The 14,591-nt window shown below is 40.4% G+C and carries 14 protein-coding genes and 2 pseudogenes; 7 read left to right on the top strand and 9 right to left on the bottom strand.

The features are described 5' to 3' along the window. Nucleotides 1-16 precede the first annotated feature (16 nt). The 3 genes from epsC to KTH84_RS00955 all read left to right on the top strand — a co-directional run bounded on the left by epsC (nucleotide 17) and on the right by KTH84_RS00955 (nucleotide 4,078). Complete coding sequence (epsC, locus tag KTH84_RS00965; protein ID WP_262471655.1) at nucleotides 17-958, top strand: serine O-acetyltransferase EpsC; 942 nt, start codon at nucleotides 17-19, stop codon at nucleotides 956-958. Nucleotides 959-1,209: 251 nt separating this feature from the next. Then, nucleotides 1,210-2,142 (top strand): family 2A encapsulin nanocompartment shell protein, encoded by a 933-nt coding sequence (locus tag KTH84_RS00960; RefSeq protein WP_042896665.1) that lies wholly within the window; start codon nucleotides 1,210-1,212, stop codon nucleotides 2,140-2,142. After that, the gene (locus KTH84_RS00955; RefSeq protein WP_262471654.1) at nucleotides 2,117-4,078 is read left to right on the top strand and encodes a family 2A encapsulin nanocompartment cargo protein cysteine desulfurase; all 1,962 of its coding nucleotides are present in this window, start codon (nucleotides 2,117-2,119) and stop codon (nucleotides 4,076-4,078) included. Before KTH84_RS00960 ends, KTH84_RS00955 begins: the two co-directional genes overlap by 26 nt. A gap of 398 nt (nucleotides 4,079-4,476) precedes the next feature. Here the strand turns inward: KTH84_RS00955 and KTH84_RS00950 are convergent, their stop codons facing one another. After that, entirely contained in the window at nucleotides 4,477-5,115 is a 639-nt protein-coding gene (locus tag KTH84_RS00950) for a LysE family translocator (protein ID WP_262471653.1), read from the bottom strand. Continuing rightward, on the bottom strand, nucleotides 5,116-5,757 hold the full coding sequence (locus KTH84_RS00945) for an alanyl-tRNA editing protein (protein WP_262471652.1): 642 nt from the start codon (nucleotides 5,755-5,757) through the stop codon (nucleotides 5,116-5,118). A gap of 90 nt (nucleotides 5,758-5,847) precedes the next feature. On the opposite strand from KTH84_RS00945, the gene KTH84_RS00940 reads away from it, so the two are divergent. Further along, nucleotides 5,848-6,783, top strand: a complete 936-nt coding sequence (locus KTH84_RS00940; RefSeq protein ID WP_262471651.1) for a LysR family transcriptional regulator — start codon at nucleotides 5,848-5,850, stop codon at nucleotides 6,781-6,783. A 228-nt stretch (nucleotides 6,784-7,011) separates the two neighbouring features. On the opposite strand, the gene KTH84_RS00930 is transcribed toward KTH84_RS00940, so the two are convergent. From KTH84_RS00930 to KTH84_RS00910, 5 genes and pseudogenes are all read right to left on the bottom strand, one after another. Next, a complete protein-coding gene (locus KTH84_RS00930) occupies nucleotides 7,012-7,878 on the bottom strand; it encodes a cysteine ABC transporter substrate-binding protein (RefSeq protein WP_262471650.1) in 867 nt (288 codons plus the stop codon). 83 nt (nucleotides 7,879-7,961) lie between these two features. After that, a pseudogene (locus tag KTH84_RS00925) lies at nucleotides 7,962-8,821 on the bottom strand (transporter substrate-binding domain-containing protein). A gap of 31 nt (nucleotides 8,822-8,852) precedes the next feature. After that, the gene (locus KTH84_RS00920) at nucleotides 8,853-9,584 is read right to left on the bottom strand and encodes an amino acid ABC transporter ATP-binding protein (RefSeq protein WP_262471649.1); all 732 of its coding nucleotides are present in this window, start codon (nucleotides 9,582-9,584) and stop codon (nucleotides 8,853-8,855) included. Nucleotides 9,585-9,586: 2 nt separating this feature from the next. Then, complete coding sequence (locus KTH84_RS00915) at nucleotides 9,587-10,252, bottom strand: amino acid ABC transporter permease (RefSeq protein ID WP_262471648.1); 666 nt, start codon at nucleotides 10,250-10,252, stop codon at nucleotides 9,587-9,589. Beyond that, entirely contained in the window at nucleotides 10,242-10,901 is a 660-nt protein-coding gene (locus tag KTH84_RS00910) for an amino acid ABC transporter permease (RefSeq protein WP_227549193.1), read from the bottom strand. The genes KTH84_RS00915 and KTH84_RS00910 overlap by 11 nt, the downstream gene beginning before the upstream one ends. Nucleotides 10,902-10,962: 61 nt before the next feature. Here KTH84_RS00910 and KTH84_RS00905 point away from each other — a divergent pair. Next, a pseudogene (locus tag KTH84_RS00905) lies at nucleotides 10,963-11,073 on the top strand (hypothetical protein); the annotation flags it as partial. A gap of 110 nt (nucleotides 11,074-11,183) precedes the next feature. Here the strand turns inward: KTH84_RS00905 and KTH84_RS00900 are convergent. After that, entirely contained in the window at nucleotides 11,184-11,468 is a 285-nt protein-coding gene (locus KTH84_RS00900; RefSeq protein ID WP_133974108.1) for a GNAT family N-acetyltransferase, read from the bottom strand. Between the two features lie 261 nt (nucleotides 11,469-11,729). Here KTH84_RS00900 and KTH84_RS00895 point away from each other — a divergent pair, with 261 nt between their 5' ends. Continuing rightward, on the top strand, nucleotides 11,730-12,935 hold the full coding sequence (locus KTH84_RS00895) for an MFS transporter (RefSeq protein WP_262471647.1): 1,206 nt from the start codon (nucleotides 11,730-11,732) through the stop codon (nucleotides 12,933-12,935). Here the strand turns inward: KTH84_RS00895 and KTH84_RS00890 are convergent. After that, nucleotides 12,913-13,803, bottom strand: a complete 891-nt coding sequence (locus KTH84_RS00890; protein WP_133974112.1) for a LysR family transcriptional regulator — start codon at nucleotides 13,801-13,803, stop codon at nucleotides 12,913-12,915. The genes KTH84_RS00895 and KTH84_RS00890 overlap by 23 nt on opposite strands. A 285-nt stretch (nucleotides 13,804-14,088) precedes the next feature. Between KTH84_RS00890 and KTH84_RS00885 the strand changes: the two genes are divergently transcribed. Then, complete coding sequence (locus KTH84_RS00885; RefSeq protein ID WP_262471646.1) at nucleotides 14,089-14,565, top strand: cyclophilin-like fold protein; 477 nt, start codon at nucleotides 14,089-14,091, stop codon at nucleotides 14,563-14,565. The last annotated feature ends 26 nt before the right edge of the window (nucleotides 14,566-14,591 follow it).

The raw sequence follows: 14,591 nt of genomic DNA, 5'->3' as shown, positions 1-14,591 counted from the left end.
CTTCAACACATTTTCAGTGAATCAAGGAAAGCTTGTGACTCAATGGAACATTAATGCTGTTGTACAGGGTTTACAACAAGCAAGGCATGACTGGCGTCAGCAACAACACAGAATCAAAGAATTCGGTGGCCGTGAACTTCCATCGAAAGAAGCTTTGAAAGCAATTTTAGATGATCTCTGCGGCATTTTATTTCCAATGCGTTTAGGCCCTGCTGACTTACGCCAAGAAACTGAAGACTCTTATATTGCCTATACCTTAAATCGGGTACTGACTGCATTACATGCTCAAGTACAACTGGCTTTAAATTATGAGGCAAAGCGTCATCTGGGCCATTTAAGTGCCCCCCAACAGCCACAAGAACTGGCTCAAAATATTGTTCAAGATTTTGCCAATACCCTGCCTTCCATACGACGTCTTTTAGATGGCGATGTACGTGCGGCCTACGAAGGTGATCCAGCGGCACATAGTGTGGATGAGGTATTACTCTGCTATCCGGGCATATTTGCGATTATTCATCACCGAATTGCGCATCAGCTCTATGCCCAAGTGCCACTATTGTCTCGCATTATTTCTGAGTTAGCACACTCTGCAACGGGAATTGATATCCACCCGGGTGCGCAAATTGGAAAGGGCTTTTTTATCGATCATGGTACTGGTGTAGTAATTGGGGAAACTAGTGTGATTGGGGAGCGTGTCCGTATTTATCAAGCTGTAACACTTGGGGCAAAACGCTTTGAAACCAATGATGATGGTGCTTTGAAAAAAGATTATACACGCCATCCAATTGTTGAAGATGACGTTGTGATCTATGCAGGTGCCACTATTTTAGGCCGTATTACGATTGGTCGAGGGTCCATTATTGGGGGAAATGTCTGGCTGACACATAGCATTGCTGCAGGTAGCCAGATTTTACAGTCACCAAATGAGTCTTATCAAAAAAATCATATTGCCGGTTAAAAACTATAGATGTGAAATAAATAGATAAGGAGAAAAATAAATAGTAAGAGCTAACTAAAATTAATTTAATGCTTATTTCTCATTTAAATATATTTTTATTTTAAATATAGATTTTTAATTAATAAGCCATCTATTCAAAGTTTATAAAACCTTTTTTATTTTTAAAACCAGAACTAATTCTAGTTTATAGCAACACTAGAGTTTTTAATTTTTTGATTTCACCAAGCCACTGTAATAAGGAAAAATGATTCATGGCGAAAAATACAGACAAAGTCCAACTTGCTCTTGGGGACCATGCAGCTCGCCAACTGGCCAATGCAACCAAGACAGCTCCTCAACTTTCTACAATTACTCCCAGATGGCTAACTCACTTACTTCAATGGCTTCCTGTTGAAGCAGGTATTTATCGTCTAAACCGTGTGAATAATACTGATGACATTCAGGTGGCTTGCACACAACGTGATGAAGCGACTTTACCTCAAACTTTTGTTGATTATGATCCTGAACCACGCGAATACTTTTTAAATGGTGTATCGACTGTTCTGGATGTACATACACGTGTTGCTGACCTTTACAGCAGCCCGCACGATCAGATTAAAGAACAGCTACGTTTAACCATCGAAACCATTAAAGAACGTCAAGAAAGTGAACTCATCAATAACCCTGAATATGGTTTACTGGCGAGTGTGACCGATGACCAACGTATCTCGACTTTAAATGGCCCACCGACCCCAGATGATTTAGATGATTTATTACGTAAAGTCTGGAAAGAACCAGGATTTTTCCTAGCACATCCAGATGCAATTGCAGCATTTGGTCGAGAGTGTACGCGTCGTGGCGTACCGCCTCCAACAGTGAGTTTATTCGGTTCGCAATTTATTACATGGCGCGGGATTCCCCTCATTCCATCTAATAAAATTCCGGTAGAAGATGGCAAAACTAAAATCTTACTGCTTCGTGTCGGTGAAAAACGTCAAGGTATTGTCGGCTTATTCCAACCGGGGCTTGCAGGTGAACAATCGCCGGGTCTTTCAGTACGTTTTATGGGCATTAACCGTAACGCGATTGCATCTTATCTAATCTCGTTATATTGCTCGCTTGCAGTATTGACTGATGATGCTTTAGCAGTATTAGATGATGTGGAGGTGGACAAATATCATGACTACCCAGTTAACTACAAGTAATCTGCAAGGTAGTCCAACAGGGTCGGAATTGGCTGGTGCTCACCCACCATCCAACTTCCCCGATGAATCTACCATTGCCCGTCTTGCCAATGAGTTTTTTTCAGCATTGCCAAGTTCAGGCAGTTCGGCTTCTTCATCGGGACTCAATCTGGACTTACCTGTGGGTACACCACCACATCCACCACAACCGGGTGAACCATTTTCGGCACTCAGTGGTCGCGCACCTAATATCGCCTTTCAGAAAAGTCTTAATCCGGAATATCCTGAGCATATTCCTAACTTGCCAGATTACCCTGAACGTCGGATTGTCGCTTCTGCACCTGTGGTTGGTGGTGCAAATTTACCTCGTCCTCCATTTGAGCCACATTTGCCACAAGCTGTACATCATGAGCCGAATGTGCCACGTATTGAACCAAACTTACCGACGGGTGCTGGTGAATCACCTTATTATTTTTTAAATGATTTTTCTGTTCCAAATGCAGCAGAACCTTCTGTTACTGGTGTTGAAGATAACTATTCAATTGCGCAGTCTTTTCAGTTGCCGCATGGCAACCAGCTAAAGTCTTTACTCATTGAAGATCGTTTTGCAGCTGACACACCAGCAAAAACCCCACCAAGCTCTGGATTTTACTTTTTAGACTTACCACAAAGCGGGCAAAGTTATAGTCACTATCAACCATCTCAACCTACCTTTGTAGCAAGTAGTGCTCAGCCCTTAGATGTGCATGCCATTCGTCGTGATTTCCCAATTTTGCAGGAACGCGTCAATGGTCGCCCACTGGTCTGGTTTGACAATGCTGCAACTACACAAAAACCGCAGCGCGTGATTGATCGGATTGCTTATTTTTATCAGCATGAAAATTCAAACATTCACCGTGCTGCACATGAATTAGCAGCTCGTGCAACCGACGCCTATGAACATGCGCGAAATGTAGTTGCCCGTTTTATTGGTGCACCCTCTTCCAAAGAAATTATCTTTGTTCGAGGAACCACTGAAGGCATTAACCTGATTGCAAAAACATGGGGCGAACAAAATATTGGTGAAGGTGATGAAATTATCGTTTCTCACTTGGAACACCATGCCAATATTGTGCCTTGGTATCAGCTCACTAAAAAAATTGGTGCGAAACTACGAGTCATTCCTGTCGATGACACGGGGCAAATTATTTTAGAAGAGCTGCCAAAACTGATTAATGAACGCACTAAATTGCTGTCTATTACTCAAGTGTCTAATGCTTTGGGAACAGTTACCCCTGTTGCTGAAGTCATTAAAATTGCCCATGCCAAAGGTGTACGGGTTTTAGTGGACGGCGCTCAATCTGTTTCGCATATACCCACTGATGTTCAGGCCCTTGATGCAGACTTTTTTGTGTTCTCTGGGCATAAAGTTTTTGGTCCAACGGGTATTGGTGCAGTCTATGCGAAACCAGAACTGCTAGACACCATGCCAGTTTGGGAAGGTGGTGGTAACATGATTCAGGACGTCACCTTTGAACAGGTGGTTTACCAACCTGCACCCAACAAGTTTGAAGCTGGAACTGGGAATATTGCCGATGCGGTCGGTTTAGGGGCAGCACTTGAATATGTAGAAAGTCTAGGTATTCATAACATTGCACGCTATGAACATGATTTGCTTGAATATGGTCAAAATGCGCTTAGCAGTGTGTCAGGTTTACGCCTCATCGGAACTGCTCACAATAAAGCCAGTGTCATGTCGTTTACCTTACAGGGTTATTCAACTGAACAGGTTGGTAAGGCTTTAAACCAACATGGTATTGCTGTACGTTCAGGTCATCACTGTGCACAGCCAATTTTACGTCGTTTTGGTGTAGAACAAACCGTGCGCCCGTCTTTAGCTTTTTATAATACAACTGAAGAAATTGATTTATTAGTTTCTGTTTTACACCAGTTAACACGTAATAAGCGTACTGTTTAAATCTATTTTTGAAAAAAGACTGCTTTCGGGTGGTCTTTTTTATGGGTAGCTTTACTGAAATTTCTTGAGCTAAACGTCGTCTAGAACAAGAATAAGCCAAAGTAGTTATCACGGCGGAGTCTTATTATTTTAAATTTGATTTCTGGATTAGCCTTCGGCTCGTGCTCAGAGTCATCTACAGCCTGCCCATAATTTATAAAATAATGTTTTTGCAATATTTTTTTATCGATGTAAACAGTGGTCAGGCTCTGTAGATGACAAAGTTTTTTGGTTACTTTTTCCAAAAAAGTAACAGAATTAGCTACGTTCTTCTGATGTATAAACGGTAAGACTCCGCCGTGAAAACTATATACAATCTAAAATCGTACTTCTGTAATATCTTTAAACACTCATAGTAATTAAACAAACAATCCCCAAATCAATCTCAATGCAATTCCAATTAACAAAAGCCCCATCACCCTCTCAAAATAAACCCCAAACTCCAAAAACCGTTTACGTACTATCGGATGAGCAAACATTACACTCACGACCATAAACCAAATCGCATTAACCATACACATCCAAACGCCATAAAACACCTGAACTTTCATGGGGGTTGCTGCACTCACAATCGTAGTAAAAATTGCCAGAAAAAAGATCGTGGCTTTCGGGTTCAGCGCATTAGTTAAAAAGCCCATCGAGAAAGATTTAAATAAACTCGGCGCATCTGTATCTGCTTGGCTATTGATTTCAATATTTGTATTCGGCTGACTACGCAAACACTGCCATCCTAAATAAAGCAAATAAGCAGCCCCCGCTGTTCTGATAAGAGACATGAGCCATTCGCTTTGTTGAATCAAAAAACCAATGCCAACAAGGGTATAAAACACATGAACAGAAATGCCAACACCAATACCAATCGCGGTTATACTCCCTATTAAGTAGCCATAACGTACACTTTGTCTTACCGTAACCACAAAATCCGGCCCCGGTAAAATCACTGCCAAAAAGTGAATAAGAGCTAGGGTTAAAAACTCATGTCCATACAACTGCCACATTTATTCAGCCTCCTTGGCAACGCTATAGCTGACACTGAGCTTTCCTTTCTTAATCTGATAGGACTGAATTTCCATAACACCAATTTCACCTAATGCTGCAACATGAGTCCCGCCACAGGGAAATGCAGAAAACTCACCAAAACCGATTTCACGAAAACCATCTGCATGTTGCTGAAGATGAGCTGGCAAATTAGCCTGAATATATTGTAAACAACGCTGTTCAAGCGTTTGAGCATCTAACTGCTGAGCTGTATCCAAAGCAATGAACTGAACTCGCGCATCATGTGGCCAGTGCTGTGCTTTTACAGCTTGCCAGCCAAATAGATACATTACATGTCCAAGCAAATGTCCCGCTGAATGTAAACGGCTATGATAACGACGTCCTGCTTCATCCACTTGCGCGAAAGCCACTCCCAACTCAACAGGTTGTGTGCAGTAATGAATAATTTCCCCTTGTTCAATCGCCACATGTACTACATCGACTTCTGCGATTTTGCCCGTATCACTCGGTTGACCGCCGCCTTGAGGATGAAATGGTGTTGCCGATAAATGCACGGCGAAACGCCCATCTTCACAAGGATTACACGCTAGAACTTCAACCTCAGTGGCAAGAGCACCTGTTAAATACAATGCTTGGGTCATATTTTTCTACATACACATTAAGATAAAAAAGATTGTATTGCGATTTCTTAAACGCGATAATCCACTCTAAATCCAAATAACTTTTGCCTCATGAGCACAAATCAAAGTTTAGTTCTTTTAAATGAAATGGCGACTTTTGTTAAAGTGGTCGAGTCAGGGAGTTTTTCTGAAACGGCTCGACAACTCGGGACTACACCATCTGCGATAAGCCGTGCGATTGCTCGCTTAGAACGTGCTTTAGGAACACGCTTACTTTATCGAACCACCCGAAAGCTTCGTTTGAGTGAAAGTGGTCAACAGGTCTATCAACGTTGTTTAGATATGGTCAATGCGGCACAGGCAGTGATGGAAAGTTCAGGCCAATTTCATGTCGAACCGCGAGGAATCATTCGTCTGAGTGTTCCAAAAGCCGTTGGACACTTTATGATTCATCCACATTTACCTGAGTTTTTAGAACGCTATCCAAAAATCGATATTCAAATGCTTTTAGAAGACCGTTACGTTGACTTAATTGATGATGAAGTTGATTTAGCGCTTCGAATTACCGAGCAACCCTCTGGCGGCCTGATGGGACGAAAACTCATTGATATCGATCACTTGATTTGTGCTACTCCTGAATATTTGGAAAAACATGGCATACCAAGCCATCCTCATGACTTAAAACAGCATGAATGTATCTATTTGGGTGAACAAATCAGTGATTCAAAATGGAAATTTCAACAAGGGAATAAGTCGATTAGTGTTGCTGTGCGTGGCCGTTATGCTGCAAACCATACAGGTGTGCGTTTAAGCGCAGCCCTACAGCATTTAGGAGTAGCCAGCTTACCCTACTTTGTTGCGCGCCATGCTTTACAACAACAGACTTTGGTTCAAGTTTTACCCGACTGGGATTTTAAGACCTATTACAGTGGCGGGCTTTGGTTACTTTACCCACCAACACGGCATGTCCCGCCTAAATTAAGTGTGTTTATTCAATATTTGGCAGATAAATTGGCAGCAGAGCCGACTTTATTTAAGTTCAAATGATATAGATCAAGGAATTAACACGATGGAATTTTACCTTTCTATCTCTAAAGCAATCAGCTAATTCTGTTTTTTTGAAAAAAGTAACCAAAAAACTTTGCCATCTACAGAGCCTGGCCACTGTTTCCATCTATAAAAAATATTATTTATAAATTATGGGCAGGCTGTAGATGAATCCTAGCTAAAGCAAATACTATCTAGAGTTCTATTCATTAGGGGCTATGAGTACGACTACTCAACCAATAAATCTTTTGGATTAATCGTATCGCCATAGACTGGTTTTAAAGTCTTTTCATAAGCCTGATGAATTACGCCTTCTTTTGCCAATTTTTCTAAATCTTGGTTCAACCAGTCCAATAACTCTTTATCACCCTTTTTCACAGCCGGTGCGATTAAGTCCTGCTCACCTAAGTTTGTGATGCCAACCGTGTAATTTGGATTTTCTTTAGCCCAAGCTAAAACCAACAAGTTGTCATGTGCCAAAGCAGCACCGCGGCCATCTTTTAAAGCATCAAAGGTTTCAGTGTTTTGCTCATATTTTTGCAGTTTAATTTCAGGATGAGTCTTGGTGAAGAATGAATCAGCCGTCGTGCCTTTATTCACCAACAAAGTTTTATCTTTGAGTTGAGCAATGTCAGTAATTGGATGAGTTTTAGGAGACACCACACCGAGCGCCACTTTTAAATAAGGTTTAGCAAAATCGACGACTTCTTTACGTTCTGGTGTAACCGTAAAGTTGGCAAAAATAATATCCACTTTATTGGCTTTTAAATATTCAACACGATTTGCAGCTTCAGTTAAAACGAACTCGACCTTGTTTTCATCACCCAACAAGTCTTTAGCAACATGTTTGGCAATCTCTACATCAAAGCCCTGATTTTTACCTTGAGCATCTAAATATCCAAACGGCGGTTTATCACTAAATACACCAATACGCACGACACCATTCTTTTTAATCTGCTCAATACTCGACACAGTTTGAGTGCTGTCAGCTGTTTTTTCATTATTTTGCGTGCCTTTATCACATGCAACCAAACCTAAACTCAGCAAAGATGCAGCGAGGACATGCTTTATATTTTGTAAAGTTAGTGTTGTCATTATTTCACCCTATCGTTTTTGTAAAAGTCTTATTTAAAAATATCAGCGCCTACTTTTAGGCACTGCTTTAGCTATATCGGAAATTATTGGCCTACATCTAAAAACACATTCGGATTAACCGAATCACCGTAAATTGGTTTTAAGGTTTCATCATAAATTTTCTTAATTTCACCACTTGTTCTCAGCTGCTTAATTTCGGTATTGAGCCAATTCAATAATTGGGTATTGCCCTTTTTAACTGCTGGTGCAATAAACTCTTGATCACCTATAGACTGAATGCCCGCCACATAACTTGGGTTCTTCGCGGCCCACGCTAAAGCGTATGTACTATCTTGTGAAATTGCGTCACCACGACCGTCGGTTAAAGCTTTGAAAGCATCGGAGTTTCTTTCAAACTTGAGTAAATTCACTTTCGGATAGTGCTTAGTAAAATAGGTATCAGAACTGGTGCCTTTATTTACAATTAACGTTTTACCTTCCAATTGAGCAATGTCTGTAATGGGTTTGGCTTTAAGCGAGACAATACCGAAAGCACCTTTTAAATAAGGCTCAGCAAAATCTACAACCTCCTTACGTTCAGGCGTTACTGTAAATGTCGCAAATACAACATCGGCACGATTTGACTTTAAAAACTCCACCCGATTTGAAGCTTCCGTCACAATAAACTCAACTTTTTTTCATCGCCGAGCAAATCCTTAGTGACTCGTTTTGCTAAGGCCACATCAAAGCCGTGATTATTGCCAGCACTGTCTACATAACCAAACGGCGGGTCATCAGCAAAAACGGCAACTCGCAGAACTCCATTTTTTTTGACTTGCTCTAAAGACTGGTCTGCTTGAGTATTACTTGCTTGCTCTGTTGATGGGGCTTTACTACAAGCAGTTAACAACACCCCAGCAACAGCAATACTGCTTAATATTTTTATTGAATTACGTTTAAACATTTATTTCCTCATCATTTAAATCATAAATTTTTTAATACGACAAAATATTTAAAAAGGTTTTAGCCCGCTCTGTTTTAGGGCTTTCAAAAAATTCTTCTGGTGATGCCTGTTCAATAATTTTGCCCTTATCCATAAAAATAATGCGGTCGGCAACCTTACGGGCAAAGGACATTTCATGAGTCACAATCAACATGGTCATCCCCTCATTGGCTAGTTTCAAAACTACATCGAGCACTTCTCTGACCATTTCCGGGTCAAGCGCAGCGGTAATTTCATCAAGCAAAATGACTTTAGGTTGCATGACCAGTGAACGGACAATGGCGATACGTTGTTTTTGTCCACCGGAAAGTTGTCGCGGATAATCGAGTTTTCGTTCAAATAGTCCCACTCGCTTTAATAGTTCATCTGCTACTTGTTCCGCCTCATCTCGGTAGCGTTTTTGCACTTTGAGTGGCCCAAGCAAAATGTTGTCAATCACATTCATGTGCCCAAACAGCTCATAGTTTTGAAAAACCATGCCAATTTTTTGACGAGCATTGGTCCAGTCCACATCCTTACCTAACACACCCGAACCTGTTAATCGGATTTCGCCACCTTGAATCGGTTCTAAGCCATTAATACAGCGCAGTAAGGTACTTTTGCCACAGCCTGATGGGCCTAAAATAACAACCACCTCTCCTTGTTCTACCTCTAGATCGATGCCCTGTAAAATATGACTTTGTGCAAATGATTTCTGTAATTGTTGTATCGATAACAAAGGCATAATTACTCCCAGAACTTTTCTAAATGTGCCGCCAAACGAGTTAAGGGATAGCAAATCAGAAAATACAAAATAAAAATAAAGCCATAAATCCACAGAGATGCACTAGGCACAGTCAATAGTGAATTTTCAATAATTTGCTGACCCACTTTAATGACTTCAACCACACCAATCAGTACTGCTAAAGAGCTGGTTTTGACCATTCGAGTAAATAGATTAATCGCGCCTGGTGTTACACGTTTTAGGCTTTTCGGAAAAATAACGTAGACCAATGCTTGAGTTTGAGTCAGCCCCAACGCATAGGCAGAGTCACGTTGATGCCGATCAATTGAGGTAATGGCTGCACGGACCAAATCACCCATTTCCGCTGTGCCCCATAAAACAAACACCACAACGCAAACCCACATTGCGGAAAACTGCCAGTTAAACCATGTGGCAAAACCGAAATAAAAAACAAAAAGCAAAACCAAAATCGGAATAATTCGAATCGCTTCTAAATACAGGCGGCACAGCGCTTTAACTGCTATGTTTTTAGAGGTCATAATGACGCCTAAAATCGTGCCTAAAATCGCAGAGAAAAATACTGAAATAAAAGCAATTTTCGCAGTTGCCCAGAGTCCCCACATTAAGCGTTCGAGATGACTCGTTTGAAACAAATAATCAAGTTCCATGGCTCACCTTCCGACTTCTATGCTCCAGATAGCTGGTTAAAATAGACACGGGCAATAAAATAATCAGATAAGCCATGATGAGTAAAAACAAAGCTTCCGTAGTTTTATAATCCATGCCAATTAAGTCTTTGGTGACAAAAAGCAGCTCAACGACAGCAATCGCACTGACCACTGAACTTTCTTTAATCAAGAACAGACAATTTGCTCCAATGGCTGGAATTGAAATAGCAAGCGCTTGAGGAAAAATCACATATCTAAAAATTTGACTTGGCTGCAAACCGATACTTTTAGCGGAGTCAATCTGCCCAATGGCAATAGATTGCAAACCTGCCCGAAAAGCTTCCGCCATATAGCTTCCGCCTAAAAATGTAAGGCCGATTACACCACAAGCGAAACCATCAATTTTGATGCCAAGTTTTGGCAAACCGTAATACAAAAAGAACAGTTGAATTAATAAAGGGGTATTTCGAGATAACTCAATATAGAACTGGGCAATTCTATTTAGCACCCGCACGCGATATGTGATTAAAATGCTGCAAATCAGCCCTACAATAATGGCCAAAATAATACTGATAATTGAAATTTTCAGCGTGGTCAAAGTTGCAGAGAAAAATTGCGGCAACACACTATGGATATACTGCCAGTTCAAGGAAAATTCCAAATAATATTAAAACGTTATAAATATCTAACTTTAGTCAGCAATCGAATATTTGTGTACCGAGTTTATTTTTTTCCCAACTGGTCTAAAACTATTTTTATTAGATAAGCTTTTCTATAAGTTTAATAAATTCGATCTGCCAATAGAAAACATTGAAACCAGCTGTATGCAACCGCTTAAAACATATTCACTACGGCGATAATATTCAAAAAAACCAATAAAAAAATCGGACACAAATGCCCGACTTTCATTCAATAATCTTCAGTCTACGAGTTATTTTCTAAGAACATCGCTAATGCTTGGGTCTTTATCAAATACTGATTTTGCATATGGGCAAAGTGGAATCACCTTCACCTCTTTTTCTCGAACAAAAGCTACTAAAGCATCAAGTAATTGTCGACCTACGCCTTGCCCCCGATAATTTTCATTCACATCTGTGGCATCAATAATCAACATATTTTCGCCCGCCCATGTATAAGTCATTTCGCCTGCAACGGTCTCGCCATCAAGTAAGCTAAAGCTGCCGTGTTTTGCATCATCTTTTTGTTGAACATTCACAATGAATTCCTCGTATTACAACTCATATTTATTTAAAAATGACTTTATATATCTTTCACTATAAGAACAAATTTACGTGTAAAAAAATAGTCTGTTTTTAGCAGTGAGTCTGTATGCTTTTTAAATACAACTCATGCATAAAACTCATAATTCTATTCGTAATTCTGTGCCTAATCCTCTCAAACCATTGCTGCTAAGCTCTCTGACCAGATTTATTCATTTTATTTATGAACATTCAATGGCTTTGAAATTGGAACTTTTATGTCTTCTTTTGGTCAAATTGAGCAAGATACACATGAAAATATAACACCTTCTTGGGGTGCCGTATTTGTAATGTCGCTCTGCTGTGCGGTATTAATTGCATCTGAGTTCATGCCCGTAAGTTTACTCACGCCCATTTCTTCAGACTTAAATATGAGTGAAGGCCAAGTCGGTCAAGCAATCGCAATTTCAGGTATTTTTGCTGTTATTAGCAGTCTGTCGATTAGTCGTATATTTAAGACATGGGACCGACGTCATATCATTTTGCTACTGACTCTACTTATGATTGCCTCTGGCATTGTTGTTACATTTGCGCATTCTGCTATTTTGTTTATGATCGGTCGTGCGATTTTAGGCGTAGTCATTGGTGGTTTTTGGGCGATGTCGACCTCAATTGTCATGCGGCTTGTCCCACCTCTGTCAGTGCCAAAAGCACTTGGCCTGCTAAATGGTGGAAATGCACTAGCCACCACAATTGCAGCGCCTTTAGGGAGTTTTTTGGGTTCAATTATTGGCTGGCGTGGCGCTTTTTTCTGTATTGTTCCTATCGCGATCATTGCACTTATTTGGCAATTTAAAAGTATGCCTGCCCTTCCAGCAATCGTGTTAGCCAAGAAATCTAAAAACCCATTTGGTCTACTGAAACGCCCAATTGTATTTTACGGTATGACAGGAATTTTATTGCTCTTTATGGGGCAATTTGCGCTGTTTACCTATTTGCGCCCATTTCTTGAAGCTGTTACTCGTGTCGATGCAGCAATGCTATCCATTTTATTATTGATACTGGGTTTAGCAGGTTTAGTCGGTACATTCGTAATTAGTTTAATCCTTCATTGGCATGTTTATCGTTATCTCATTCTCATTCCATTCATCATGGCAATAATTGCTGGAGGTTTTGTGCTGAGTGGTGAGCATTTGTGGTTTGTTGCCATATTAATGGGCTTATGGGGTTTCATTGGTACTTCGGCACCAGTCGCATGGAACACATGGCTTGCACAAACGTTGCATCAAGATGCCGAAGTTGGTGGCGGTTTGATGGTTGCGATTATCCAGTTTGCAATTACTTTAGGAGCAACTGTCGGTGGCTTGTTATATGACTCACATGGCTATAGTGCTACATTTTATATGAGCGCCACGATTTTGCTATTAGGCACTCTTATTGCTTTTATTACATGGCGCAGTGCTACTCACGCAACACATCAATAACCAACCTTAATGCAGGCGAAAGCTGTCTGCGATGTGGATAGTACAGGTGATATCCGGGAAACTGGATACTGTACTCCTCCAATACTTGCACAAGTTTGCCTTGATCGAGATCTTGTTGGATCAGCTCTTGCGGAATGTAAGCTAATCCAAATCCAGCTCTAACCGCCTCGACAATATCGTAGCTTTCATTAAATATCCATTGCCCTTGGATTTTGATTTTTGTTTCTTGACCATCCTTCACAAATTCCCATGCATACACACTGCCTTGGGTCGTCAAACGAAAGCCAATACATTGATGATTGACCAGTTCTTTAGGGGTTGTGGGAATTCCATATTGTTCAAAATATGCGGGCGTTGCTATCACTGCCATTTTGACATCTGCGCTAATACGTACCGCAATCATGCCATCAGCCACGCGGCTCCCGAAACGAACGCCTGCATCAAATCGCTCTGCAACAATATCCACCATACCGCTATTGGCAGCTAGCTCAACTTGCACATCAGGATAGTGGCCGGCAATCTTTTCAAGTTTTGGAATAAGCACTTCCCGTATTGCATGGCTACTGGCATTAATCCGAACTGTGCCGGCAGGCTGATCCCGAAATGATGTTAAAAGCGATAATTCATTATCAATCTGATCGAAGCTGGCACTAATCGTTTGTTTTAATCTTTCGCCTGCTGCCGTTGGTGAAACACTACGTGTGGTTCGAGTCAAAAGCAACATCCCCAAACGCTCTTCTAAACCACGAATGGTATGGCTTAGCGCAGACTGTGATATTCCCATTTTTCCTGCAGCCTTCGTAAAACTACCCTCTCGCGCCACCATTAAAAAAGCATAGAGATCATTATAGTTTTCTTTGTTTATCATCTGCTTTTATCTCTTTTCAAAGTTCAATCTCATTATAGATGATAAAACTATTCATGAATATTACTCATAAGTCCATGTTTATTTTTTAGACTAATTATTAAAAAGAAGATTAGCTACAATCTCTATCAAGCAGTGATTATTAAGATATAGACCAGCTTAAGCATAAAAGATGCATGATTTTATTATGACAAGAGATTAATAAATTCTACTCATAACTTTAGGCTAACTATTCATAACTTTTCTGTATTTTTTTGCTTTCTCTTAAAGAAGTGAGGCTATTCAATAATGGTTAATCACAAATTTTTTCGAGGTTTGCTTAGTATATTTTTATTGTTATCAGTCACATCGATTTGTTATGCGACAAAACCGAGTGGCAAAAATCAACAAAGGTTATCGATGATGAAAATCCGTATTGATATTGAGGGATCAAAGCAACCGCTATTTGCAACATTAGCCATGACACCCACCGTTCAAGATTTTGCCAAGCAGCTTCCGTTGACATTAATCCTTAAAGATTATGACTCTACTGAAAAAATAGCCGAACTACCCCACAAGCTATCTACCCAGAATGCGCCTCAGGGCTATGCGGGAAAAGCTGGTGATCTTACCTACTATGCGCCATGGGGTAATCTGGCTTTTTTCTATAAAGACTCCACTGTTGGCTACGCTAATGGTCTCATTTTTCTTGGGAAACTTGATGCTATTCCCCAAGAGTTCAAGCAAAAGCAACCCGTCAAAATTTCAATTTCCCAAATCAAATAAGCATCTATCTATTCATCCATTCACAT

The organism is Acinetobacter sp. WU_MDCI_Abxb74 (assembly GCF_025513915.1).
GTDB lineage: Bacteria > Pseudomonadota > Gammaproteobacteria > Pseudomonadales > Moraxellaceae > Acinetobacter > Acinetobacter calcoaceticus_C.
Note: the sequence above shows the minus strand (reverse complement) of the source record. Positions and strands in the feature narration are given on the sequence as shown.

Excerpts from the sequence above, each read along its gene's own strand:
- KTH84_RS00885 (WP_262471646.1), top strand. The coding sequence starts at position 14,089 with ATGGTTAATCACAAATTTTTTCGAGGTTTGCTTAGTATATTTTTATTG.
- KTH84_RS00890 (WP_133974112.1), bottom strand. The coding sequence starts at position 13,803 with ATGATAAACAAAGAAAACTATAATGATCTCTATGCTTTTTTAATGGTG.
- KTH84_RS00940 (WP_262471651.1), top strand. The coding sequence starts at position 5,848 with ATGAGCACAAATCAAAGTTTAGTTCTTTTAAATGAAATGGCGACTTTT.
- KTH84_RS00930 (WP_262471650.1), bottom strand. The coding sequence starts at position 7,878 with ATGACAACACTAACTTTACAAAATATAAAGCATGTCCTCGCTGCATCT.
- KTH84_RS00920 (WP_262471649.1), bottom strand. The coding sequence starts at position 9,584 with ATGCCTTTGTTATCGATACAACAATTACAGAAATCATTTGCACAAAGT.
- KTH84_RS00955 (WP_262471654.1), top strand. The coding sequence starts at position 2,117 with ATGACTACCCAGTTAACTACAAGTAATCTGCAAGGTAGTCCAACAGGG.
- KTH84_RS00945 (WP_262471652.1), bottom strand. The coding sequence starts at position 5,757 with ATGACCCAAGCATTGTATTTAACAGGTGCTCTTGCCACTGAGGTTGAA.
- KTH84_RS00895 (WP_262471647.1), top strand. The coding sequence starts at position 11,730 with ATGTCTTCTTTTGGTCAAATTGAGCAAGATACACATGAAAATATAACA.
- KTH84_RS00950 (WP_262471653.1), bottom strand. The coding sequence starts at position 5,115 with ATGTGGCAGTTGTATGGACATGAGTTTTTAACCCTAGCTCTTATTCAC.
- KTH84_RS00960 (WP_042896665.1), top strand. The coding sequence starts at position 1,210 with ATGGCGAAAAATACAGACAAAGTCCAACTTGCTCTTGGGGACCATGCA.
- KTH84_RS00915 (WP_262471648.1), bottom strand. The coding sequence starts at position 10,252 with ATGGAACTTGATTATTTGTTTCAAACGAGTCATCTCGAACGCTTAATG.